Raw genomic sequence first — 21,447 nt, forward strand, 5'->3', positions numbered from 1 at the left:
ACGACTGAGGGTGCTGTGCCGGCCACAGCGACGGCCCGGCACAGCACCCCCGGAACTCACTCGTAGGCGATCGCGTCCAGCACGTTCAGCCTGGCCGCCCTGATCGCGGGCAGGATCGCGGCGATCACGCCCACGAACGCCGCCACCACCAGGTACTGGACCATCGTCATCCAGGGGAACCCGATCTCCGAGATGCCCTGGTCCTTCAACGCCTGCACGGTCGCGACGCCCAGGGCGAGCCCGACCGCGAGGCCGAGCACCGCGCCGAACACCGAGATCACCACCGACTCGACGGTGATCATCCGCATCACCTGCGCCCGCCGCATGCCGATGGCGCGCAGCAGACCCAGCTCGCGGGTCCGTTCGATCACCGACAGCGCCAGGGTGTTGATGACGCCGAGGACCGCGATCAGGATGGCCAGCGCCAGCAGGATCTGGATCATCAGCAGGACCGTGTCGAACTGCGAGGTCGTCTGCTTCACGAACCCGCTGCGGTCCTGGACGGTGATCTCCGGGTTGTCCGCGAGCAACGGCTCGACGCGCTTCTGCACGTCCGCCACGTTCGTACCGGGCCTGACCTGGACGAACGCCTGCCCGATGCCGTCGGAGCGGAACTCCTTCGACGCCGACTGCGGCAGCACGATCGCGCCCTGCAACACCTGGGACTTCGTCCAGACGAACGCCACCGTGTACGTCTTCGGCGCGCTCGCCTTGGCCAGCTGCAACGACACCTGCGTGCCGACGTTCCAGCCCTTGTCGGTCGCCAGGTCCTCCGGCAGGCCGATCTGGTCGTCCTTCAGCGCGACGAGGTCACCGGACTTCGGCTTGAGCGCGAACATCGTCTTCAACGCGGGCATGTTCGTGACCGCGATGCCGAACATCTGGTCCTCGCCCTGCAGCACGCCGTCCGACGACCAGCCGACCGCCGACTCCACGCCGTCGGTCTTCTCGATCTTCGTCAGCACGTCCGGCCCGAACGTCGCCGGCTGGCCCTCCATCTGGCCCTCGCCGGAGATGATCAGGTCGGTCTGCAGCTGACCGGAGGCCAGCTTCTCGATCGACTTGGTCGCCGACGTCAGCACCACGCTCACGCCGGTGATCAGCGAGATGCCGACCATCAGCGCGGCCGCGGTGATCGCCGTGCGGCGCGGGTTGCGCGCGGAGTTGCGGCGCCCCAGCAGCCCCGGCATCGACCACGACAGCAGCCGGCCGATCAACGACACCATCGGCTTGGACAGCATCGGCGTCAGCAGCGCGACACCGACGAACGCCACCAGGATGCCGCCGAAGATCAACGGCAGCGAGGCCTGCCTGAAGCCGAAGCCCAGCGCCGTGCCACCCGCCGCCGCGACGAGCGCGCCGACGATCGTGATCTTCGTCAGCGGCCGGTCCGGCGTGGCCGCCTCGCGCATCGCCGCGACCGGTGCGATCCGCGACGCCCGCAGCGCCGGCGTGACCGCCGCGATCATCGTGACGACGATGCCCACCGCGAACGAGGAGATCACCGCCGACATCGGCACGCCGATGCCCGCGAGCTGCAGGCTGGACCCGCCGAGCGAGCTGAAGATCTTCGCGAGCAGCGCCCCGACGCCGACCCCTGCCCCGAGACCGACGATCGACGCGATCAGGCCGATCACGAACGCCTCCATCACCACGGAGCCGATGACCTGGCCCCGGGAGGCGCCCATCGACCGCAGCAGCGCCAGTTCCCGCGTGCGCTGGGCGACGATGATGGAGAACGTGTTGAGGATGATGAAGATGCCGACGAACAACGCGATGCCGGCGAACCCGAGCAGCACGTAGTTGAAGAACTTCAGGCCCTCGTTGATCTGGTCGGCCTGCTCCTTCGCGAGCGTGGCACCGGTCTTCACGTCGTAGTTCGCGCCGAGCTTCGCCGCCACCGCGTCGCGCAGGGCGTCGTCGGACGTGCCGTTCGCCGCCGTGACCGTGATGCCGGAGAACACGTTCTCCTGGCCCAGCAACAGCTTCTGCGCCACCGGCTGGGTGAACGCGACCGCCAGTTCGCCGCCCATCGACTCACGGCCGCCCGCGTACTCGAACACGCCGGTGATCCTGAAGGTCTTCTTGGGCTCCAGCGTCAGCAACGCGATGTCGTCGCCGACCTTGAACCCGCCGCTCGACGCCAGGTACGCGCCGACCACGACCTCGTTGTCGGCGGCCGGAGCCTTGCCGCCGTCGCGGATCTTCTCCAGCCCGGTGCCGGTCCAGTTGAACCCGAACCGCGGCGCGCCGCCGGTGGTCATCACCTTGTTGTTCTTGCCGATCGGCCGGGCGGAGCCCTGCACGTCACCGACGGCGGACGCCACGCCCGGCACCGCCTGCACGTCGGCGATCGCCTGCGGCGTCAGCGGTTCCGGCTGCTTGCCCTTCTCCGCCTTCGGCGACACCGAAACGTCCACATTGGCGAACGCGGACGAGAACAGGTCGGTGAACGAACGCTGAAGGGTGTCGGTGAGGACGAACGAACCCGAAACGAACATCACGCCCAGCACGACGGCGAGCGCGGACAGCACGAGTCTGAGCTTGCGCGAGAGCAAGCTCTTGATGGTCGCCTTAAACATGGCGGCCCGCGCTGCTGTCGATCATTTCGGGAGAGTCGAGGTGCTTCATCGTGTCGAGAACCTCGTCGGCCGACGGCGACAGCAGCTCGCGGACGATCTGGCCGTCCTTGAGGAAGATGACGCGGTCGGCGTACGAAGCGGCGTTCGCGTCGTGCGTGACCATCACGATCGTCTGCCCGAACTCGCGGGCGGACCGCTGCAGGAAGCCCAGCACCTCGGCGCCGGACTGCGAGTCCAGGTTGCCCGTAGGCTCGTCCGCGAACACGACGTCAGGGCGTGACACGAGCGCACGCGCACACGCCACGCGCTGCTGCTGCCCACCAGAAAGCTGCGTGGGACGGTGCGTGAGCCGGTCGCGCAGACCGACCGTGTCGACGACGACGTCGAACCACGCCTTGTCGACCTTCTTGCCGCCGATCGCGAGCGGCAGCGTGATGTTCTCCTCCGCGGTCAGCGTCGGCAGCAGGTTGAACTGCTGGAAGATGAAACCGACCTTGTCGCGCCGCAGTTCCGTGAGCCCGCGGTCCTTCAACCCGGTGACCTTCGTGTCACCGACCCACACCTCACCGCTCGTGACGTCGTCGAGCCCTGCCAGGCAGTGCATCAACGTCGACTTGCCGGACCCGGACGGGCCCATGATCGCGGTGAACCTGGACTTCTCCAGGTCGACGCTCACCCCCGCGAGCGCGGTCACGGCGGCGTCGCCGGACCCGTAGGACTTCCACACGTCGACGGCTCTGGCCGCGACACCTTCGGACGCGCTCACCTGTCTGTTCCCCTCTGTGGGTCTCTGGTGCGCACCATCTTGGGCGACAGCACCGCATCGGAGGCTCAGGTTCTCCCCTGAGATGAACCCTGAACCCGTGTGCCCAGACCCCCGAGTGGGCACGCTGAGAGACCTCTCAGCTCCGGTGCGTGCGCGTCAGCGATGGCCGCGAGGAGAACGGTATTTCATCGGCGGGACAGTGTCTTCCGCCTTCGGATGACTACGCCGTCAACTTCCGTCGCATGGGGACGGTCGGTTCCATCAGCCAGGAAACCAATTCCACGCGGAGGCCTTCTCTCAACGCGTTCTCGGCGAGCCAGTGGTCCACGTCACCCTGGTACGCGCGGGCCGGCCTCGGCCACTGCACGAGCTCCTCGAGAAACGCCGCGTTGCACGCGATCGGACCGCCCGGCGGCCTGATGCCCAGCACGAGCACGGGGTCCTCTCCCGTGGCGAGAGAGGCGGCGGTGTCGTGCACGCCACCGAAGAGGACCCGATCCGCACCCAACTCACGGGCCTTGTCCGCCACCCCGAAGAACGCCGACCCGCGCCCGTGTGCGCGCACCACCACCTGATGCGCGTGGAGGTCGGTGTCGAGGAACTCGTCGGCGAACGTCCCGTCATCGGCCAGCACCAGCACGTTCGTGCCGCCGGGGAGCGCCCCGACCTGCCCAGGATGCGTGATTCCGATGACGGTGATGCCCACGACCTCCATCGTGCCGGGCTTGTGTTAACCCTTGGCACCGCTCGCGTTAAACAAGTTTCGGCAGCACTTCCGCACCGAACAGGCGAATCGTCTCGATGACCGATTCGTGCGGCATGCCCCCGATGTCCACCATCACCAGGTGCGTGTCGATGGAAAGCCGCTCCGCCAACGTGTTCAGCCGCTGAGCCACCTCGTCCGGCGTCCCGCACACCGCCGCGCCGTCCATGATCGCGTCGACGTCGATGTCGCCGTCCCCGCGCCAGGGGTCCGCGAACCGCGCGTACTCGGCCAGGTGCGGCCGCCACCGTTCGCGCGCGTCCTCGTTCGCCACGAACACATGACTCGGCACGCCGACCCGTCCCTCGGGGAACCGCTCGCGGTACCGCTGCACGACCTCCTGGTAGATCGAGGGATCGCGGAGCGTCGACGGCAGCATCAACGGCATCTCGAGCTCCGCGCCCAGGTCCGCCGACACGGCCGAGCCGCTGCCGATCCACACCGTGGGGCGGGGCGTCTGCACCGGGCGCGGAGTGGTCGTCACCTCGCTGAGCTGGCCGCGGAACTTGCCGTCCCAGCTGACCGCCGGCTCTTCGAGGAGCTTGAGCAGCAGCCGCAGGTGCTCCTCGAACCGCGCGCGGAGCTCGCCGGGCTGCACGCCGAACGCGGCGTCGGTCTGCTGGTCGACGCCGCGCGCCACGATCAGCTCGGCCCGTCCGTCGGACAGCACGTCGAGGGTGGCCAGCGCCTCGGCGACCAGGACGGGGTCGCGGTGGGCGAGCAGCGTGACGCCCGTGGAGAGCCGGAGAGTGCTGGTCCGTGCCGCCACGGCCGCCAGGAGGAGCTCGGGGGCGGAGACGATGTAGCGGGTGAAGTGGTGCTCGCCGATCGCGACGCCCGCGAAGCCGGACTCCTCGGCCACCGCCGCCTGCTCGATCATCGCGCGCAGCCGGTCCGCCTGCGGCACCTCCTGGCCCGTGCACGGGTTGGGCAGGTGGTCACCCAGGATCAGGAGGTAGACGTCCATGCCTGCCATTTTCCATCTTCCGAGGCAAGATGGTTGACGTGGTCACCAACAACGAAGACTTGAGCCGCTACGAAGTGCACGTCGACGGCGAGCTCGCCGGGTTCCTCGAGTACCGCAAGGTCGGGGAGGTCCTCGCCCTCGTCCACACCGAGGTCGACGAGGCGTACGCCGGCCAGGGCCTGGGCGCCCAGCTCGCGAAGTACGCGCTGGACGACGTCCGAGCCCGGGATGTCAAGATCTCCCCGTTGTGCCCGTTTGTCGCCAAGTACATCGACAAGCACCCGGAATACCGTGTTACCGTCCGGTAGATAGTTGCGAGCGCTAACAATGAGGTGGGCGAGCGTGTGGAGTGAGCCGGGCGCGTTCGAGGTCGCACCAGGGGTGCACCGGATTCCGCTGCCGCTGCCGAACGACGGCCTGCGCGCCGTCAACGTCTACGCGATCGAGGACGGCGACGGGCTCGTCCTCATCGACTCCGGCTGGGCGCTGGACGAGGCGCGCGACCAGCTGGAAGCGGCGCTCGGCACCCTGGACAAGGGCTTCGAGGACATCAGGCGCTTCCTCATCACGCACGTCCACCGCGACCACTTCACCATGGCCGTGTCGTTGCGCCGCACGTTCGGCGGCAGGATCGGCCTGGGGCTCGGCGAGCAGCCCTCGCTCAACCACATGCTGCACGGCCGGGAGGACCAGAACGTCGCCGACCTGCGCAAGTGGGGCGCGGGGGAGCTGGCCGAGACGTGGATCAAGATCATGCACCACGTCGACCGCGGTGACGCGCTGCGCGACTACGAGGAACCCGACGAGTGGCTCACGAGGAGCACCGTCGACCTGGAGCACCGCAGGCTCGAAGTGATCCCGACGCCCGGTCACACGCGCGGGCACGTCGTGTTCGTCGACCACACGGCGAAGGTGCTGTTCTCGGGTGACCACGTGCTGCCGCACATCACGCCGTCGATCGGGTTCGAGCCGCTGCGGCCCGAGCTGCCGCTCGGCGACTACATGACGTCGCTCCGGCTCACCCGCGAGCTGCCCGACCTGAAGCTGCTGCCCGCGCACGGCGAGGTGACGGACAGCTCGCACGCGCGGGTCGACGAGCTGCTGCGGTTCCACGAGCAGCGGCTGGAGGAGATCGGCAAGGCCGTGGCGGGCAGCGCGTTCGAGACGGCGCGCAAGATCGGGTGGACCCGGCGGCAGCGCCGGTTCGACGACCTCGACATGTTCAACCAGGTGCTGGCCGTCGGCGAGACGGCCGCTCACCTGGACGTTCTCGTCGAACGTGGCGAATTGACCCGAACTGAGAACGCCGGCGTGCTCGAATACCAGGCGTGACACCGCTTGAGCTGGCCGCCTGGACCTGGAAGATGCCCCGTCGGGGCAGGGGATTCTGGTTCTCGCTGGCGATCGACGTCCTGTGGCCCGTCGTCGTGCTGTTCGTGCGCCTGAGGGTGCGCGGCAAGCAGCACGTGCCGGGCAGCGGGGGAGTGATCCTCGCGTTCAACCACCTGTCCAACGCGGACACCGTGGCGGCCGTGGTGTTCTCGCTCATGTCCAACCGGGTGCCGCGGGTGCTCGCGAAGGCCTCCCTGTGGCGCACACCGGTCATCGGCTGGGTCATGCGGTCGGGAGGTCACATCCCGGTCGAACGCGGCACGGTGAAGGCCTCAGAGGCGTTGCGGCCCGCCGTGGAGGCGTTGCGCGACGGCGAGTGCGTGATGGTGTTCCCCGAGGGCACGTTCACCGACGACCCCGACAACTGGCCGATGAAGGGCAAGTCCGGGGTCGCGCGGATGGCGCTGGAGTCCAAAGTGCCCGTCGTGCCGGTGGCCGAGTGGGGCACGCACGAGCTGTTGCCGAAGGGCACGATCCTGCCGAGGTTGTTGCCCCGCAAGAGGATTGACGTGGTCGCGGGCGCGCCGGTGGACCTGTCCGACCTGTACGACCTGGAACTGACCGCGGAAGTGCTGGCAGAGGCCACGCGCAGGGTCATGGCGGCCATCACGACGATGTTGTCGGGCATACGTTCCACGCAGCCGGGTACCCGGAGTGCATGACCACGCGAGAGGAATTCGAGTTACGTCGTAAGCGTCGCCCTGGTGGGACGGGGATCTGGGCACCGGTCGTCCCCGACCCGCGCGAACCCCAGGAGTGGGTCCGGCAGGCCGACGAAGAGCCCGTGATCGTCCGCAGCGTCGACTGAGTCCGTCAAGCAACTCTAGACAGTGTCTAGACGTCGTAGACGCGTCTAGCTACCGTAGACGCCATGACTCTGGACGAGGAACTGCTCGCGGTGGCGCGGAAGGCGGGCACCGCCTCCGCCGCCGCCCAGGACCAGGCCGACATCGCCAAGGCCGTCTACCACCACAGCGTGCTGAAGCTGCACCGCGCGGGCGGGTCGATGCGCGAGATCGCGGAAGCGCTGCAGATGAGCCACCAGCGCGTGCACCAGATCGTGGAGCAGTCCAAGCGCACCGAGCGCTGCTGGTTCTGCGAGCGCAACGCCGACGAGGTCGACAAGATGATGGCCGGCCCGGCGGCGTTGATCTGCGACGTCTGCGTCGCCGAGGCTCAGGTCCAGGAAGAAGGCACGTGCTCGTTCTGCAGTGAGACCAAGCCCGTGCACACAGGAGCGGACGCCAGGATCTGCCGCTCCTGCCTCGACTTCAGCGCCGCCGTGATCAGCGGGGCAGCTTCACTACGGTGACGAAGAAGTCGTCGATCTGACGGACGACCTCGATGAACCGGTCGAAGTCCACCGGCTTGGTGACGTACGCGTTCGCGTGCAGGCTGTAGGAGCGCAGGATGTCCTCCTCCGCCTCCGAGGTCGTCAGCACCACGACGGGGATCGACCGGAGCTCGGGGTCGTTCTTCACCTCGCTCAGCACCTCGCGGCCGTCCTTGCGGGGCAGGTTGAGGTCGAGCAGGATCAGGCCCGGCCGCGGCGCGTTCTCGTACTGGCCCTCGCGGCGCAGGAACTCGATCGCCTCCACGCCGTCCTTCACCACGTGCAACGTGTTGCGGATCTTGTGGTGCTCGAACGCCTCCTGCGTCATCAGGGCGTCGCCGGGGTCGTCCTCGACGAGCAGGACGTCGATCACGGTCAGCGGGGCTTCAGGCATGTACTTCCTCAAGTTCGGCGGGCTCGTGGACTACGGGCAGGGTGAACTCGAAGGTCGTACCGGAGTCCACGTCGGTCTTCAGCCAGATGGTGCCGCCGTGGTACTCGACGATCTTCCGGCACATCGCCAGTCCGATCCCGGTGCCGGGATACGCGTCCTTGGGGTGCAGGCGCTGGAAGATGACGAAGATTCGGTCAGCGTACTCCGCCTCGATCCCGATGCCGTTGTCGCGCACCGTGAACTTCCACATGTCGCCGTCCCGCTCGACGTCGACGGCGATCACCGGCGGTGTCGGGCCGGTGAACTTCAACGCGTTGCTGATCAGGTTCTGGAACACCGCGCTGAGCAGGGACGCCTCGCCGCGCACCGGCGGCAGGTCGGCGATCTCCAGCCGGGCGCCGGTCTCCTCGACGCGGTCGGAGTAGCTGTCGACGACCTGGCGCACGAGGGTGTTGAGGTCGATCACGGTCTGCTCGCGGGTCATCCTGCCGACGCGGGAGAACGCCAGCAGGTCGTTGATCAGCACCTGCATCCGCTTCGCGCCGTCCACGGCGAAGTCGATGTACTGGTCGGCGCGCTCGTCGAGCTGGCCGCCGTAGCGCCGTTGCAGCAGCTGGCAGAACGACGCCACCTTGCGCAGCGGTTCCTGCAGGTCGTGCGAGGCGACGTAGGCGAACTGCTCCAGTTCGGAGTTCGACCGCTGCAGCTCGGTCTTCGCCGCGTCGAGCGTCGCTAGCTCCTGCACGATCCGGCGGCGCATCGCGTCGACGTCCTCGCCGAGCTGGACCGTCTCGCGTGGACCGTTCGCGTCGATCTCGTGCTCGAAGTCGCCGGACGCGACCTGCCTGGTGTGCGCGGCGAGGTTCGCGAGCGGTTCGATCAGCAGGCGGTGCAGCAGCACCGAGAGACCGCCGATCACCGCGACGAGCAGCACGCCCATGCCGATCACGAGCCACAGCACGAGGTTCGCCGCGTTCTCCAGGTCCGTGCGGGCCTGCCGGGAGATCGCCGCGATGTCGGATTGCAGGGCCGCCGTCTCGGACCGGATCTGGTCGAACAGGACCTTGCCGCGCTCGATGTCGCCCGCCACGCCGCCGGACGGGCCGGACTGCTGGATCGCGGTGACCGCGGGCTCCGCGTACCCGGACCGCCACTGCGCGGCGAGCTCCTCGATGCGGGTGACCCGGCCGTTGACGTCGCCGAGGAGGTCGCGCACGCCCTGCTCGGACTCCGCCTCCGCCGCCTGACCGTCCCGGTACGGCTTCAGGAAGTCGTCCTGACCGGTGAGGATGAACCCGCGCACGCCGGTCTCCTGGTCCAGCATGGAGCGGCTCAGCGTCTGCGCGCGGCGTCCTGCCGGGTCGATCTGGTCGACCGCCCGCGCCCGCGTGCCGCTCAACGAGTCGAGGGCGAGGACCGTGGAGGAGATCGCCACGGCGGTCATGGCGAGCAGCACCACGATGATGACGCCGAGCAGCCGGCTCGCGGGCAGCCTTTGCGGCAGGTTCACTTTCCGTCCTTCAGCAGCAGGATGGCCACGTCGTCGTCGAGGGCCCCGCCGTTCAGCTCCGTCACCTCCGCGATGACCGAGTCCATCCAGCTGGGGCCGTTGCGCAGGTGCACGGCCAGGATCTCGCAGAGCCTCTCGACGCCGAGCCTGTCGACGTCGTCGGGTACCCGGCCCTCGATCAGTCCATCCGTGTAGCAGGCGATCGACCAGCCGGGCGGGAGCTGCACGTCCACGCCGGTCCACGCGTAGTCGGGCAGCACGCCGAGCGGCACGCCGATCTTCGACTGCGGCAGGTCGACGATCTGGTCGCCCACCATCATCAACGGCTCGGGGTGCCCGGCGAGGAAGTACCGCGCCGACCGCCGGTCCGGCGCCACGGTGACCATGCACGCCGTGGTGAAGATGCCCTCGCCGTGCCGTTCCGCGACCAGCACCTGGTCGAGCGTCTTCAGCACCTTCTCGGCGGGTTCGCCCGCGAGCACCAGCGCGCGCCACGCGATCCGCAGGCAGACGCCCAGCGCGGCCTCGTCGGGGCCGTGGCCGCAGACGTCGCCGATGATCGCGTGCACGGTGCCGTCCGGCAGGCCGACCGCGTCGTAGAAGTCGCCGCCGAGCAGCATCCGCTGGCCGCCGGGCTGGTAGCGGACCTCGTGGTCCACGTCGGAGTTCTGGAGCAGCGGGGGAGGCAGCAGGCCGCGTTCCAGGCGCCCGCGTTCGGCGGCGAGCAGCTCCGCCTCGCGCAGCTGGCGCTGGGCGTCCTCGGCGCGGCGGCGTTCGACCGCGTACCGGACGCCGCGCAGCAGCAGCTCGCCGTCGACCTTGCCCTTGATGAGGAAGTCCTCGGCGCCGGCGGCGACGGCCGCGAGACCCTCGCTGTCGTCGTCGTGACCCGTCAGCACCAGGATCGCCGGCGCGTTCGGTTTGGCCAGCAGGCGGTGCAGGCCGTTCAGGCCGTGCGAGTCGGGAAGTCCCAGGTCGAGCAGCACGCACTCGGCGTCGGAGAGCATCCGTTCCGCCTCCGCGAGCGTTTCCGCGCGCGACAGGACGAACGGCGCGCTCGCTTCTTCGAGCAGCGCCTCGACGAGCAGGGCGTCGCCGTCGTCGTCCTCGACCAGGAGGACGCGCACTGTCTTGGTTCGCATCGAGTCGGACTTTAACGTCAATGGGCTGCGGGGCCCGCGTCCGACCTACCAGGATGGTGGGCGTGTTGATCCGTCTCGCCCAACCAGCCGAACTGCCGTACCTCCAGCAGATCGAAAACGCGTCCGGAGAAGCCTTCCGGGACGCCGGAATGCCCGAGATCGCCGACGACGACCCCATGTCCCTGGAGGACCTGGGCAAGCACGAGGTGTGGGTCGCCATCGGGGCGGAAGGAGTGCCCGTGGCGTTCATCGCGGTCGGCGACGTCGACGGCGCGACGCACGTCCACCAGGTGAGCGTGCACCCCTCGCACGCCCGCCAGGGGATCGGCGCCGCGCTGATCGAGCACGTCACGGACGCCGATCGCGCCGTGACACTCACGACGTTCCGCGACATCCCGTGGAACGCGCCGTACTACGAACGCCTCGGCTTCCAGGTCGTCGAGCACACCTCGCCGGGCCTCGCGGAGATCATGCGCGAGGAGGCCTCACGGGGCCTCGATCCCGCGACCCGTGTCGCCATGGCTCTTCTCCCAGCGCAGGTACGAGCCTGACGCCACCGAAAGACTGCTGAGCAACCACACCAGGACACCCGCGTCGTCGGTCACGCCGATCACCGGAAGGAACTCCGGCAGGACGTCGATCGGCGACACGAGGTACACCAGGGCGACCGCCCACATCAGCACCTGGCTGCGCGGCAGCTCCGGGTACTGCCCGCTGCGCCAGGTCTTCCACAGCCGCGGCAACGCCTTCAGCCGCGTGATGGGGTTCCCGACCGGGCCCGGGCCCTGCTGCGCCCGTTTGCGGCGGTTGCGGAGCACTCCCAGGACCGCGAACACCAGGCCCAGCGGGAGGAGCACCCAGCCGACGACGGCAGGGCTCAGCCCGCCGAGCGGGGCGTCGCGCAACAGCAGGATCAGCAGGCCGGACAGCGAGACGATCGACCCGAAGACGACCATGGCTAACTGGGCTCCTGGAACAGCATCGCGGGCGCAGGTTTCGCCTGCGGCCTCTCCTGTGGTTCTGGCTGCTTGAGCTCGATCACAGGCTCGGGTTCCTCAACGGGAACCTCCTTGACCACCGGCTTCCGGGTGGCCTTCACCGGAGGTGGCACGACCTGGTCGAGCGCCGCGCGCGCCTTCGAGATCCACACCTTCTGCATGGCCTCGTCCTTGCTGCCCGCCGCCGTGGCCGCGAGTCCGGAGAGGACTCCCCGAATCCGCGGGACGAGGGCCGGCTGACGCCGGATCGCCTGCCACACCGCGTGATCACCCGGCAACCGGGAGGACACGAGTCGTGAGACCTGCGCGCGCAGTTCCTCTGTGGACAGATCGAGCCAGCGCTCTACCGCTGACGGGCCAATTGCCACGTGGCCAGCCTTCCCCGAACCTCAGGTGAAACGACAACTGCCCCCACAGGATCTCACGGATCCGGTGGAGGCAGTGGCCTGGTGTGGTGAAACGTCAGGACGCGACGACTTCGAGCAGGGTCTTCCCGTTCTCGTCGACGATCCGGAACGTCGCGATCTCGTGCCAGCGCATGGCGACGTTGGCCGCGAGCTTGATGGTCTTCTTGTCGCCCGCGACCGGTTCCGGCGCGTACCAGGACGTGATCTGGGCGACGCGCCCGGCGCGGCCCACGGCGACGAGCGAACCCCTGCCGGGGCCCGACATGCCGGTGATCTCGATGTCCATCGCGGTGCCAGAGGGCTCGTCGGACGCGATGATCTTCGTGCCGACTCCGCTGTTGGGGTCCTGGTGCTTGACCTCCATCGACGTGTCCTGCGAGTTGTTCGCCACTCGCGTCTGGGACGTCGACGTGCCCGGGTTCGGGGGCGCTGCCTGGTTCGAACCGTCATCGGCGCCGCGCACGACCAGCGTGGTCACGACAGCCGTCACCGCCACGACGCCGGCGGCGGCGGCCGCGACGCCCTGGGCGACGAACCACCGTCGGCGCTTCCTGCGCGCCGCGACGGCGTCGAGCATTACCCGGACCGACTTGCCGTCGGGGCGTTCCGGCGCTGTCCCGCGCAGCATCCCGCCCGCGTCGGCCTCGTCGATGAGGTCCGGCACCACCGCGAAGTCGCGCAGGTCAAGAGCACACCGCCGACACTCGGTCAGGTGGTTCTCGAACGCCTCCACCTCATCGGCATCGAGGATGCCGAGCACGTAGGCGGCGACGTCGAGGTGATCTGGTGCCGTTGTCACCGCGTCTCTCCCCGATCGTGCAACGCACGCCGCAACGCACGGAGCGCGTAGTACACCCTCGACTTGACCGTTCCCGGTGGCACACCCAGTGCCGCCGCGGCCTCACCGACGGTGCGGTCCCGCAGATATGTTTCGAGAATAGCCTCCCTGTGTTCCTCGGAGAGACCGTTCATCGCCTCCGCCACGACGATCGCCGCGAGGGTGCGATCCTCCTCGCCGCCGGAGGGCGACTCGTCCGAAGGGGTCAGTTCGAACTCCTGCGGACGGACGCTTCTCTTACGTCTGTCGTCAATGACCAACCGCCTTGCCACCGTGAACAACCACGACCGCAACAGCACCGGGTCACGTTCGAGCTTTTCGGCATTGCGCCATGCCCTGACCAGTGTCTCCTGCACGATGTCCTCGGCCCACTGACGATCATGGCCCGTCAACCGCATGCAGTGACCCAGCAGGGCACTACCGAATTCCTCGTACAGCCGTCGGATCAACTCTTCCTCGAGAGATCCCGGTCTTGGTGATTGTTCGTCTAACTCACGTTGACGTCTATGCCGCGCCACGGGGGACATCCTTGCCCCATCAAGCGCCGGAAGTCGAGAGGCAAATATTCCTCACGAAGTCCGTGAACCGTTGCCGGATCGTGTCCGTACTCCTCGGTACCCCGCCGAGAAAGGACCTGCCGATGCGACGTGGACCAGCCACCACCGCCCTGGCGGCACTGGCTATCTCCCTCACCGCGTGCGGCAGCGCCCAGACTCCTCCCGGAGGGGTGGCCGCCACCGGTGGTCTGCAGGCCAAACCCGCTGATCTGAGCGGTATGAACAACTACTTCATCGCCAACAACGAGCAGATGGGGTGGTTCGTCACGGACGCCGAAGGGCTCCCGCTCTACCGCTACGACAAGGACGTCCCCAAGCCGTCCAAGTCCAACTGCGAGGGCGAGTGCGCGAAGGCGTGGAAGCCGGTCCTGGCCGACAAGACGCCGATGGCGACGGGTGTGGACCCGATCTCCATGGGTGTCCTGACCAGGCCGGACGGCACGAAGCAGCTCACCATCCAGGGCTACCCGCAGTACACGTTCGCCGAGGACAAGGTCGCCGGTGACATGAAGGGCCAGGGCAAGGGTGGCGTGTGGTGGGTCACCGCCCCGAACGGCGCCAAGATCACCGGCGGCAAGGCGCAGAACAACACCGGCAAGAGCAGCAGTACGCCGAGCACGTCCCCCAGCTCCGGAACCGCGCAGACACCGCAGTCCGCGCCACCGCCGGCGGCACCCGGCTACTGAGCCCACTGCTCGGCCGCGATTCATCCATCCCCTATCGACTTCCTTTGGACAACGAGGACAACAAGACGATGACCAGAGCCCTCGCCACCGTCTTTGCGCTGTTGTTCCTCTTCTCCGGTCTCTCCGCCACGGCTGCAGCGCAGCCCGCGGACACCGGGGGAGTGATGGACACACCGAGCGGACCGTTGACCGCGAACGACCGCGAGCTGCTGAACAAGGTGCGCCAGGCCGGCCTGTGGGAGATGCCCATGGGCGAGCTCACGGCCACCAAGGGCTCGAACCCGCGGGTCAAGCAGATCGGCAAGATGATCATGCTCGACCACATGATGCTCGACACGCTGACGAAGAAGACGGCCGCCCAGTTCGGGCTCACCACCCCGGACGTGCCGAACCCCTCGCAGCAGTCGTGGATGGAAGAGATCAACGCGCTCGACGGAGACCAGTTCGACCAGGCGTTCGTCGCCCGGTTGCGCGCCGCCCACGGGCAGGTCTTCAACTTCATCGCGAAGGTCCGTTCGCAGACCCGCAACGACGTGATCCGCGGGTTCGCCCAGGCCGGCATCGACGTGGTGATGAAGCACATGACGCTGCTGGAGAGCACCGGTCTCGCGGGCGACTCGTCGTTCGCCGAACCGCAGCCCGCCGGCGGCATCGTGAACGCGACCCTGGCCTCCGGTGAGGGGCCGAACATGTGGGTGATCATCTCGGTCACCGCCGCGGGAGCCGTGCTCACGGTGCTCCTGCTCCGAGTACTCCGCCCGCGACGATCGGTGCGGTGAATCTGCAAGACCCCGTTTGCACGACGGGAAACGGAGGTGGTGTCCCAAGGTCAGAGGCACTCCAACGCGGACCTGTTCCCACCCGCCCGGCACTGATGTGTCCACTCCTGCACGACAGGGCCGGGCGGGTTCCCGCGAGGTAGTCCCCCAACCGAGAGCTTTTCCGGAGGAAGAGTTGTTGTCGAGCCAGATTCCGCTCCTGGTGGCCCAGGCCTCCGAGTTCGACTCGGGTGTCAAGAAGATGGCCCAGATCTCCGCCAGGCTGGCTTACGTCCTGATGTGCGCCACCTTGTCCTGGGGCGTGCTGATCGCGACCGGATGGGCCGAGAAGCTCACCGGCCGTGAAGGTCTGAAGAACGGGCACATGGTGCTCGCGTCCCTGGCGATCGCGTTCGGCTGCATCCACGCGTTCGCCTTCACGCTGATCCAGAACGGCACCTTCAGCTTCGTCAAGCTGATCCTGCCGTTCGTCGACGGCGGTCTGTTCCGCCACGCGCTGGGCATCCTCGGCCTGGAGGTCATGCTCGCGATCGCGGTGCTCGCCTCGATGAGGCACAAAGTCTTCTACCGCAAGTGGTTGCGGTTCCACCAAACGGCGTACATCGCGGTGGGCATCACCGTGGTGCACTCCTGGTTCGGCGCCATCGCCAACGGCAACCTGTCCGTTCTCTGGCTGGGCGGCCTGACCGTTCTCGTGCCCACCGCGACCCTGGCCCTGGCCCGGTTCCTGCCCCCTGAAGTGCTGATCCGCATCGGCATGCTCGAGTCCGAGCGCGGCAAGGAACCCGGCGTCGGCGAGGGCGACGCGATGGACGTGAGCGTCAACAACGAGAAATGCCATCGCTACGGCACCTGCCAGGCGGAAGCGCCCGACGTCTTCCAGCTGATCGAAGACAACCGCCTGACCTACAACCGCAGGCCGCCTGAGGAGCACTTCGCCCAGGCCCGTGCGGCACAGCGCGCGTGTCCGATGCGCGCGATCGAGATCAGGGAGCGAGTGAAGTGAGCGAACGGATCGTGGTCGTCGGCGGCGGGCTCGGTGGAGTCCGTTCCGCGGAACGGCTGCGGGAGATGGGTTTCGACGGGCAGATCACCATCCTGTCCGCCGAGCGGCACCTCCCGTACCACCGCCCGTGCCTGTCGAAGCAGATCATCACCGGAGAGTGGACGCCCGACGACTCGTTGCTGTCGTTCTCGGGCGACCTCGACGCCGAGTGGCGGATGAACTCCCCGGCCCTGCACCTGGACCCGAAGAAGCAGTCGGTCTGGGTGCCGGGAGGCGAGGAGATCAAGTACGACGGCATGATCATCGCGACGGGCGTCGACGCTCGCGCGATGGGCGGGGCTCCGCGCCACGACCCGCGGGTGCACGTGCTGCGGACGTTGGACGACGCGGTCGCGATCCGCAAGAACATCCGTCAGTCGCAGGGACTCGTCGCCGTCATCGGCGGTGGTTTCATCGGCTGCGAGCTCGCGTGTTCCGTTCGTCACATGGGACGCGACGTTGCTCTGATCGTCCGCTCTCCCGCTCTGCTGGGTGGCGTGGTGGGCGACGAGATCGGCAAGAAGATCACCGAGGCGCACGTCGAGCACGGCGTCCGCCTGGCCACCGGCGTGGGCATCAAGCACTGGGTGCGCCAGCCCGGCGGCATCGGCATCCACCTGAGCGACGGCCAGGTGTTCTTCGCCTCGTGCGTCGTGCTGGCCGTCGGCGCCTCGCCGGCCGTCGACTGGTTGCGCGGCTCCGGCCTCGACATCTCCGACGGCGTGCTGTGCGACTCGACCAACCACGTCGTCGGCGCCGAGAACCTCGTCGCCTGCGGTGACGTGGCCCGCTGGCCCAACATGCGGTTCAACGGCGCCGTCCGCCGGGTCGAGCACTGGCTCAACGCCGTCGAAGGCGGCCGCGCGGCCGCCGAGAACCTGCTGGTGGGCCGCAACCACGCCAAGACCTACACCCCGGTCCCGCGCTTCTGGACCGAGCAGTACGGCATGCGCGTCCAGGGCGCCGGCCTGCCCGTGCTGGGCACCGACACCACCGACGTGAACGGCCTCACCGGCTTCATCGCCAACGGCAAGCTCGTCGGCATCGTGGGCCTGGAGGAGCCGGGCAAGATCATCACCGAGACGCCGGAACTGTTCCGGCAGAACCAGGTCGAGACGAACGTTCCCGTGTGGACGCAGCCGGAGACCGAAGTGGTCGCCCCTGCCGAGCCGGAGGTTCTCCCGACGGCCATGCTCCCGGTTCCCGAACCGGTCGCCGCCCTCGCATCATCCGTTCCCCCGTCCGTCTCGTCGTCGATGTCCCCGCCTTTGCAGCGGCGGAGGCATTCGCGGTCGAGGCCGGAGATGGTGCGGTCGGGCGGAGGACGCGCGAGGCCCTAACCAGGTGGTGGAGGTCCCAGGCAGCCGGTACAGGGCAAGCGGGAACGGCGAACTCCGACGTCGCCCGCGTGGCCAGGTGGCGGACCGATGACGTCACGCGGCGATGCGCTCGTTCCCGCGCCGGCGGCCTGAACCTCCCTCTCGCGCGTCACCAGCGGTGTGGCGGCTCGGCGGGCTCCCGAGCCGCCACACCGGCCTTTTGAAGGGCACACCGAAAGCCCCGCCGTGGAGGCGGGGCTTTCTTCGTGCGGCTCAGGGCGCCGTGATGACCTGGCCCGCCCAGGAAAGCCCGCCACCGAAGGCGAACAGCAGCACCGGCCGGCCCGACGGGAGCTCACCGCGTTCGGCCATCTTGGACAGTGCGAGCGGCACCGAGGCCGCCGACGTGTTGCCGGACTCCACGACGTCCCGGCCGATCACGATGTTCTCGGGCAGCCCCATCCGCTTCGTCAGCGCCTCGATGATCCGCAGGTTCGCCTGGTGCGTCACGACGGCGGCGAGGTCGCCGACCGCGATGCCCGCGCGTTCGCAGGCCTGGAGCGCGACGGCCGGGAGTTCGCTGGTGGCCCAGCGGAAGACGGACTGGCCCTCCTGCTCGAACCGCGGCTGCCACTCGTTCACCAGCCGCACGGCGTTGGACCTGCTGGGGTCCGAACCCCAGACGGCGGGACCGATCCGGGCCTCGTCGGACGCGCTGACGACCGCGGCGCCCGCGCCGTCGCCCAGCAGGATGCAGGAGGAGCGGTCGGTCCAGTCGACCAGGTCCGACATCTTCTCCGCGCCGATGACCAGCGCGTGCTTCGCGGCGCCCGCGCGCACGGTGTGGTCGGCGGTCGAGAGGGCGGTGCAGAAGCCGGCGCACGCGTTGTTCAGGTCGAAGACGACGGCCGACGGGATGGCGAGCCTGGCCGCGACCTGGGCCGCGGTCGACGGGCTGCGGTCGATGGCCGAGCAGGTGGCGACGATGACCTGGCCGATGTCGGACGGCGAGAGGCCCGAGGCCGCGAGCGCCTTGGCGCCCGCCTCGGTGGCCATGTCGGCGACCGTCTCCTTCTCCGCGGCGATCCGGCGGGTTGCGATGCCGGTGCGCTGGAGGATCCACTCGTCGTTGGTGTCGACCATCTTCTCCAGGTCGGCGTTGGTCAGCACCCGTTCGGGCTGGTAGTGGCCTAGCGCGACGACACGGGTTCCGGACACGGTGAACTCTCCTCCAGGACGGGCGACGCCGCGAATATAGCAACCGATCGGTCGGTAGCTGAAGGTCCTCGTAAGCTACCGGGATGAGCCCGCGCCGTTCTGTCGCCGACACCCTCGAGACGCGGCAGCGCATCCTCGATCGCAGCCTCGCGATCGCGTCGGCGGAAGGGCTCGAGGGCCTCACGATCGGGCGGCTCGCCACCGACCTCGCGATGAGCAAGGCCGGTCTGCTCGGCCACTTCGGCACCAAGGAGGCCCTGCAGCTCGCCGTCGTCGACCAGGCCGCCGCGGTGTTCCAGCGCGAGGTGCCGGGCAAGGTCAGGCAGATGCCGTCCGGGATGCCGCGCCTGCGGGCCGTCTGCGAGGCGTGGGTGTCCTACCTCGAACGCAACGTGCTGCCCGGCGGCTGCTTCTTCACCGCGGCGACGACCGAGTTCGACGACCGCAGCGGCCGCGTGCGGGACGCGCTGGCGGGCATGAACGCGTTGTGGCGCCGCGACCTCCGCATCCACATCCGCCGCGCCATCAGCGACGGCGACCTGCCCCGCTCGACCGACGTCGAGCAGCTGATCTTCGAGCTGCTCGGCATCATGCTGGCGCTCAACCACTTCCTCCAGCTGGAGCACGACAACGCCGCGCCCCGGCGGGCCCGTCAGGCCCTGACGCGGTTGCTCACGAACTGATTGACGATCGCCGCGACCTCCGCCGGTCGTTCGGTCACCAGTCCGTGCGTCGCGTCGATCTCCTGCGTCCGGATGCCTTCGACGTCCCTGCGCAGTCCGGCGCGGTGGGCGTCCATCAGGGGGAGGAGGTCCGGCGGCACCGGCAGGTTGCGCGTGGCGAGCACCAGCAGGAACGGCGCGGTCACCTGCCGGAAGAGCGGCAGGGCGTCCAGCATGTCGGGCGCCGTCCGCAACGCCCCGGTGATCTCCCGCGACGGCCGCGTGATCATCTCCAGCTGCGCGTCGAACATCGCGTTCAGCTGCTTCAGTCCCGCCTCGACCTCTTTCGCCGGCAGTCCCTCGAAGTTGTGCGGATGCGTTGTGGCGGAACGATGTCCGTCGAGACTCACCGCGGCCGGGCACTCCGGGTGCCTCGTCGCCCACCTGCCCGCGAGAATCCCGCCGAGCGAATGCCCGACCACGACGGGGTTGTCGAGTCCGAAGTGGACAGCCGTCTCGTCGAGGTCGTCGAGCACCGCCTCCCAGTCCCACGGCCCGTCCGGCGACTCGCCGTGCCCGCGCAGGTCCACCGCCACCGCGCGCCCTTCCAGCCGGGGCGCCAGCGCTTCCCACACCTGTCGCGTGCCGCCGAGGCCGTGGATCAACAGGAATCCCCGCCCGGAACCGCCGAAGTCCGTCGCCGCGAGCCTCACTGGTCTCTCCTCAGTCCGAGCCGTGCCTGAATGGAGTCGACGGCCACCCCGCCGTCCGGATGCCGCTGCAACTTGTGGCGGTTCACGAGGTCGTGCACGCCCTGCCGGGTGATGCCGAGCATCGCGCCCGCCACCCCGAACGACACGCCCTCCTTGCTCGGATGTCCGACCCGGCGCGCGCAGACCCGTCCCAACGGCGTCGCCCACCACTCTTCGGGCGGGTCGAAGGGCTTGTCGCCGGGGTGGAGCACGGCCATCAGGCGCACGGCCACCTGGCGCGCCACGGCGTCGCGCGGCCCGAGCAGCTGGGCGGCCCACATGTCGGCGTCCGCGCGGACGGACAGCCGCAGCCCGTCGAGATCGGCCTGCGGCAGCAGGATCTCGAGCGGGTCGAGCAGCCGGCTCGTCACGAGCCGGATCAGGTCGTCCCGCAGATCGACGTGTTCCGCAAGGGTCGGCACTTGACAGACGATAGCAAGTACTTGACGCCTGGCGTCAAGTAGCAAGTGCCGACTTCAGGGTCTGTGAGAGGACCGTTCGCGCGTCCGTCGCGTCGAGGAAGGCCTGACGCAGCGCCAGGCCGATCCCCAGCGCCCCGAGCAGCACGACCACCTGCCGGACCGGCATCGCGGGCGTGAGCCCCAGCCGTGCGACGTGCTCTTCGAGCAGTGCCGTGACCTGCGCGTCGTGCTGCCGCTGGACCTCGGCGATCCGGGCCGCGATCTCGGGTTGGGCCGCCGTGGCGGCGAGGACCTCGGCCGCCACCGAGGCCCACTTCGCCGCGTCCGCGATCCCGCTCAGAACCGCGACCAGCCCGTCGACCGACGAGGCCGAGGAGAGCGCGGCCCGCAGACCCTCCAGGTGGGTGCCGGCGTCGGCCGAGACGACCGCGAGCCACAGCCCTTCCTTGCCGCCGAAGTGCTTGTAGACGGCACCGCGGGTGTACCCGGCGTCGGCGGCGATCTCCTCGACCGTCGCCGCCAGGAACCCGCGCCGCAGGAACACCTGCCGTCCCGCCGACAGCAGCTCGGAGTGGGTCCGCGCCTGCTGTTCGGCCCTGGTCAACCGCACTGCCGCCCCATTTCGGTAACACAGTGTTTCTGGAAACAGAGTGTCACTGTACGCTCGGGGGCATGGACGTCGTCGCAGGCCTGGCCGCGTTCCTGAGCCTGCCGCTCGCCCTGGTCGCGTTCACCTGGTACGCCCTGCGCGCCCGCCGCACCGGCGGCGGGCAGTCGCTGATGGCGCCGTTCGAGGAGATCTGGGACCCGGTGGCGCACCGCACGAACGTCGAGGTCCACGCCGAAGCACAACGCACCCCGGAAACGCCGTCGCCGGGCGACCCTCCGGCAGGGGAGTCGCCCGGCAGGGAGTGA

General features: G+C 68.9%; 26 protein-coding genes. 11 read left to right on the forward strand and 15 right to left on the reverse strand.

Features of this window, described 5'->3' with window-relative positions; translation table 11 throughout:
- Nucleotides 1-56: 56 nt before the first annotated feature.
- The 4 genes from ACQEU1_RS42065 to ACQEU1_RS42080 form a co-directional block, all read right to left on the reverse strand.
- Nucleotides 57-2,558 (reverse strand): ABC transporter permease, encoded by a 2,502-nt coding sequence (locus tag ACQEU1_RS42065; protein WP_433215397.1) that lies wholly within the window; start codon nt 2,556-2,558, stop codon nt 57-59.
- Between the two features lie 16 nt (nt 2,559-2,574).
- On the reverse strand, nt 2,575-3,348 hold the full coding sequence (locus ACQEU1_RS42070; RefSeq protein WP_433215400.1) for an ABC transporter ATP-binding protein: 774 nt from the start codon (nt 3,346-3,348) through the stop codon (nt 2,575-2,577).
- 220 nt (nt 3,349-3,568) lie between these two features.
- A complete protein-coding gene (locus ACQEU1_RS42075) occupies nt 3,569-4,054 on the reverse strand; it encodes a hypothetical protein (RefSeq protein ID WP_433215403.1) in 486 nt (161 codons plus the stop codon).
- 46 nt (nt 4,055-4,100) lie between these two features.
- Nucleotides 4,101-5,078 carry an LLM class flavin-dependent oxidoreductase gene (locus ACQEU1_RS42080; RefSeq protein ID WP_433215406.1) on the reverse strand — a complete coding sequence of 326 codons (978 nt, stop codon included), beginning with the start codon at nt 5,076-5,078 and terminating at the stop codon, nt 4,101-4,103.
- 38 nt (nt 5,079-5,116) lie between these two features.
- On the opposite strand from ACQEU1_RS42080, the gene ACQEU1_RS42085 reads away from it, so the two are divergent.
- The 4 genes from ACQEU1_RS42085 to ACQEU1_RS42100 all read left to right on the forward strand — a co-directional run bounded on the left by ACQEU1_RS42085 (nt 5,117) and on the right by ACQEU1_RS42100 (nt 7,782).
- Nucleotides 5,117-5,386: a GNAT family N-acetyltransferase gene (locus ACQEU1_RS42085; RefSeq protein ID WP_433215409.1), complete on the forward strand. Its 270-nt coding sequence runs from the start codon at nt 5,117-5,119 to the stop codon at nt 5,384-5,386.
- A gap of 19 nt (nt 5,387-5,405) precedes the next feature.
- Nucleotides 5,406-6,410, forward strand: coding sequence for an MBL fold metallo-hydrolase (locus tag ACQEU1_RS42090; protein WP_433215411.1), 1,005 nt, complete (start codon nt 5,406-5,408; stop codon nt 6,408-6,410).
- Entirely contained in the window at nt 6,407-7,132 is a 726-nt protein-coding gene (locus ACQEU1_RS42095; RefSeq protein WP_433215413.1) for a lysophospholipid acyltransferase family protein, read from the forward strand. The genes ACQEU1_RS42090 and ACQEU1_RS42095 overlap by 4 nt, the downstream gene beginning before the upstream one ends.
- Before the next feature lie 209 nt (nt 7,133-7,341).
- The gene (locus ACQEU1_RS42100; RefSeq protein WP_433215415.1) at nt 7,342-7,782 is read left to right on the forward strand and encodes a ClpX C4-type zinc finger protein; all 441 of its coding nucleotides are present in this window, start codon (nt 7,342-7,344) and stop codon (nt 7,780-7,782) included.
- Here the strand turns inward: ACQEU1_RS42100 and ACQEU1_RS42105 are convergent.
- Genes ACQEU1_RS42105 through ACQEU1_RS42115 form a run of 3 tightly spaced genes read right to left on the reverse strand, consistent with a single transcriptional unit; the run spans nt 7,757 to nt 10,849 of the window.
- Entirely contained in the window at nt 7,757-8,197 is a 441-nt protein-coding gene (locus tag ACQEU1_RS42105) for a response regulator (RefSeq protein ID WP_382443616.1), read from the reverse strand. The two genes, ACQEU1_RS42100 and ACQEU1_RS42105, sit on opposite strands and share 26 nt — an antisense overlap.
- Complete coding sequence (locus ACQEU1_RS42110; protein ID WP_433215418.1) at nt 8,190-9,707, reverse strand: sensor histidine kinase; 1,518 nt, start codon at nt 9,705-9,707, stop codon at nt 8,190-8,192. The genes ACQEU1_RS42105 and ACQEU1_RS42110 overlap by 8 nt, the downstream gene beginning before the upstream one ends.
- Nucleotides 9,704-10,849 (reverse strand): PP2C family protein-serine/threonine phosphatase, encoded by a 1,146-nt coding sequence (locus tag ACQEU1_RS42115; RefSeq protein ID WP_433215421.1) that lies wholly within the window; start codon nt 10,847-10,849, stop codon nt 9,704-9,706. The genes ACQEU1_RS42110 and ACQEU1_RS42115 overlap by 4 nt, the downstream gene beginning before the upstream one ends.
- A 65-nt stretch (nt 10,850-10,914) precedes the next feature.
- Between ACQEU1_RS42115 and ACQEU1_RS42120 the strand changes: the two genes are divergently transcribed.
- Entirely contained in the window at nt 10,915-11,400 is a 486-nt protein-coding gene (locus ACQEU1_RS42120; protein WP_433217068.1) for a GNAT family N-acetyltransferase, read from the forward strand.
- Here the strand turns inward: ACQEU1_RS42120 and ACQEU1_RS42125 are convergent.
- The 4 genes from ACQEU1_RS42125 to ACQEU1_RS42140 all read right to left on the reverse strand — a co-directional run bounded on the left by ACQEU1_RS42125 (nt 11,335) and on the right by ACQEU1_RS42140 (nt 13,619).
- Entirely contained in the window at nt 11,335-11,805 is a 471-nt protein-coding gene (locus ACQEU1_RS42125; RefSeq protein ID WP_433215424.1) for a YkvA family protein, read from the reverse strand. The genes ACQEU1_RS42120 and ACQEU1_RS42125 overlap by 66 nt on opposite strands.
- A gap of 2 nt (nt 11,806-11,807) precedes the next feature.
- On the reverse strand, nt 11,808-12,215 hold the full coding sequence (locus ACQEU1_RS42130) for a hypothetical protein (RefSeq protein WP_433215427.1): 408 nt from the start codon (nt 12,213-12,215) through the stop codon (nt 11,808-11,810).
- A gap of 94 nt (nt 12,216-12,309) precedes the next feature.
- On the reverse strand, nt 12,310-13,053 hold the full coding sequence (locus ACQEU1_RS42135; protein ID WP_382443621.1) for an anti-sigma factor family protein: 744 nt from the start codon (nt 13,051-13,053) through the stop codon (nt 12,310-12,312).
- Nucleotides 13,050-13,619 (reverse strand): sigma-70 family RNA polymerase sigma factor, encoded by a 570-nt coding sequence (locus tag ACQEU1_RS42140; protein WP_030468711.1) that lies wholly within the window; start codon nt 13,617-13,619, stop codon nt 13,050-13,052. Before ACQEU1_RS42140 ends, ACQEU1_RS42135 begins: the two co-directional genes overlap by 4 nt.
- A gap of 113 nt (nt 13,620-13,732) precedes the next feature.
- Here ACQEU1_RS42140 and ACQEU1_RS42145 point away from each other — a divergent pair, with 113 nt between their 5' ends.
- The 4 genes from ACQEU1_RS42145 to ACQEU1_RS42160 all read left to right on the forward strand — a co-directional run bounded on the left by ACQEU1_RS42145 (nt 13,733) and on the right by ACQEU1_RS42160 (nt 17,499).
- Nucleotides 13,733-14,335 (forward strand): COG4315 family predicted lipoprotein, encoded by a 603-nt coding sequence (locus ACQEU1_RS42145; protein WP_433215431.1) that lies wholly within the window; start codon nt 13,733-13,735, stop codon nt 14,333-14,335.
- Nucleotides 14,336-14,379: 44 nt separating this feature from the next.
- Nucleotides 14,380-15,114, forward strand: coding sequence for a DUF4142 domain-containing protein (locus tag ACQEU1_RS42150; RefSeq protein ID WP_433215434.1), 735 nt, complete (start codon nt 14,380-14,382; stop codon nt 15,112-15,114).
- 178 nt (nt 15,115-15,292) lie between these two features.
- Nucleotides 15,293-16,120, forward strand: a complete 828-nt coding sequence (locus ACQEU1_RS42155; protein ID WP_433215437.1) for a 4Fe-4S domain-containing protein — start codon at nt 15,293-15,295, stop codon at nt 16,118-16,120.
- Nucleotides 16,117-17,499 (forward strand): NAD(P)/FAD-dependent oxidoreductase, encoded by a 1,383-nt coding sequence (locus ACQEU1_RS42160; RefSeq protein ID WP_433215440.1) that lies wholly within the window; start codon nt 16,117-16,119, stop codon nt 17,497-17,499. The genes ACQEU1_RS42155 and ACQEU1_RS42160 overlap by 4 nt, the downstream gene beginning before the upstream one ends.
- A gap of 252 nt (nt 17,500-17,751) precedes the next feature.
- Here ACQEU1_RS42160 and ACQEU1_RS42165 read toward each other — a convergent pair whose 3' ends face one another.
- Complete coding sequence (locus ACQEU1_RS42165) at nt 17,752-18,696, reverse strand: beta-ketoacyl-ACP synthase III (protein WP_433215443.1); 945 nt, start codon at nt 18,694-18,696, stop codon at nt 17,752-17,754.
- A gap of 83 nt (nt 18,697-18,779) precedes the next feature.
- Between ACQEU1_RS42165 and ACQEU1_RS42170 the strand changes: the two genes are divergently transcribed.
- Nucleotides 18,780-19,379, forward strand: a complete 600-nt coding sequence (locus ACQEU1_RS42170; protein WP_433215446.1) for a TetR/AcrR family transcriptional regulator — start codon at nt 18,780-18,782, stop codon at nt 19,377-19,379.
- Here the strand turns inward: ACQEU1_RS42170 and ACQEU1_RS42175 are convergent.
- The 3 genes from ACQEU1_RS42175 to ACQEU1_RS42185 are packed head-to-tail and all read right to left on the reverse strand — an operon-like array spanning nt 19,349 to nt 21,142.
- Nucleotides 19,349-20,071, reverse strand: coding sequence for an alpha/beta fold hydrolase (locus ACQEU1_RS42175; protein ID WP_433215449.1), 723 nt, complete (start codon nt 20,069-20,071; stop codon nt 19,349-19,351). The genes ACQEU1_RS42170 and ACQEU1_RS42175 overlap by 31 nt on opposite strands.
- On the reverse strand, nt 20,068-20,532 hold the full coding sequence (locus ACQEU1_RS42180) for a hypothetical protein (protein WP_433215452.1): 465 nt from the start codon (nt 20,530-20,532) through the stop codon (nt 20,068-20,070). Before ACQEU1_RS42180 ends, ACQEU1_RS42175 begins: the two co-directional genes overlap by 4 nt.
- A gap of 34 nt (nt 20,533-20,566) precedes the next feature.
- Nucleotides 20,567-21,142 (reverse strand): TetR/AcrR family transcriptional regulator, encoded by a 576-nt coding sequence (locus ACQEU1_RS42185; RefSeq protein WP_433215455.1) that lies wholly within the window; start codon nt 21,140-21,142, stop codon nt 20,567-20,569.
- A gap of 62 nt (nt 21,143-21,204) precedes the next feature.
- On the opposite strand from ACQEU1_RS42185, the gene ACQEU1_RS42190 reads away from it, so the two are divergent.
- Nucleotides 21,205-21,447 (forward strand): hypothetical protein, encoded by a 243-nt coding sequence (locus ACQEU1_RS42190; protein ID WP_433215458.1) that lies wholly within the window; start codon nt 21,205-21,207, stop codon nt 21,445-21,447.

Origin of the sequence: Lentzea sp. CA-135723 (genome assembly GCF_050936595.1) — a bacterium.
In the GTDB taxonomy this organism is placed as follows: Bacteria; Actinomycetota; Actinomycetes; order Mycobacteriales; family Pseudonocardiaceae; genus Lentzea.

What these genes read in the sequence shown, in the direction of transcription:
- ACQEU1_RS42100 (WP_433215415.1), top strand. Translation starts at nt 7,342, where the DNA reads ATGACTCTGGACGAGGAACTGCTCGCGGTGGCGCGGAAGGCGGGCACC.
- ACQEU1_RS42080 (WP_433215406.1), bottom strand. Translation starts at nt 5,078, where the DNA reads ATGGACGTCTACCTCCTGATCCTGGGTGACCACCTGCCCAACCCGTGC.
- ACQEU1_RS42190 (WP_433215458.1), top strand. Translation starts at nt 21,205, where the DNA reads ATGGACGTCGTCGCAGGCCTGGCCGCGTTCCTGAGCCTGCCGCTCGCC.
- ACQEU1_RS42125 (WP_433215424.1), bottom strand. Translation starts at nt 11,805, where the DNA reads ATGGTCGTCTTCGGGTCGATCGTCTCGCTGTCCGGCCTGCTGATCCTG.
- ACQEU1_RS42090 (WP_433215411.1), top strand. Translation starts at nt 5,406, where the DNA reads ATGAGGTGGGCGAGCGTGTGGAGTGAGCCGGGCGCGTTCGAGGTCGCA.
- ACQEU1_RS42170 (WP_433215446.1), top strand. Translation starts at nt 18,780, where the DNA reads ATGAGCCCGCGCCGTTCTGTCGCCGACACCCTCGAGACGCGGCAGCGC.
- ACQEU1_RS42145 (WP_433215431.1), top strand. Translation starts at nt 13,733, where the DNA reads ATGCGACGTGGACCAGCCACCACCGCCCTGGCGGCACTGGCTATCTCC.
- ACQEU1_RS42115 (WP_433215421.1), bottom strand. Translation starts at nt 10,849, where the DNA reads ATGCGAACCAAGACAGTGCGCGTCCTCCTGGTCGAGGACGACGACGGC.
- ACQEU1_RS42105 (WP_382443616.1), bottom strand. Translation starts at nt 8,197, where the DNA reads ATGCCTGAAGCCCCGCTGACCGTGATCGACGTCCTGCTCGTCGAGGAC.
- ACQEU1_RS42140 (WP_030468711.1), bottom strand. Translation starts at nt 13,619, where the DNA reads ATGTCCCCCGTGGCGCGGCATAGACGTCAACGTGAGTTAGACGAACAA.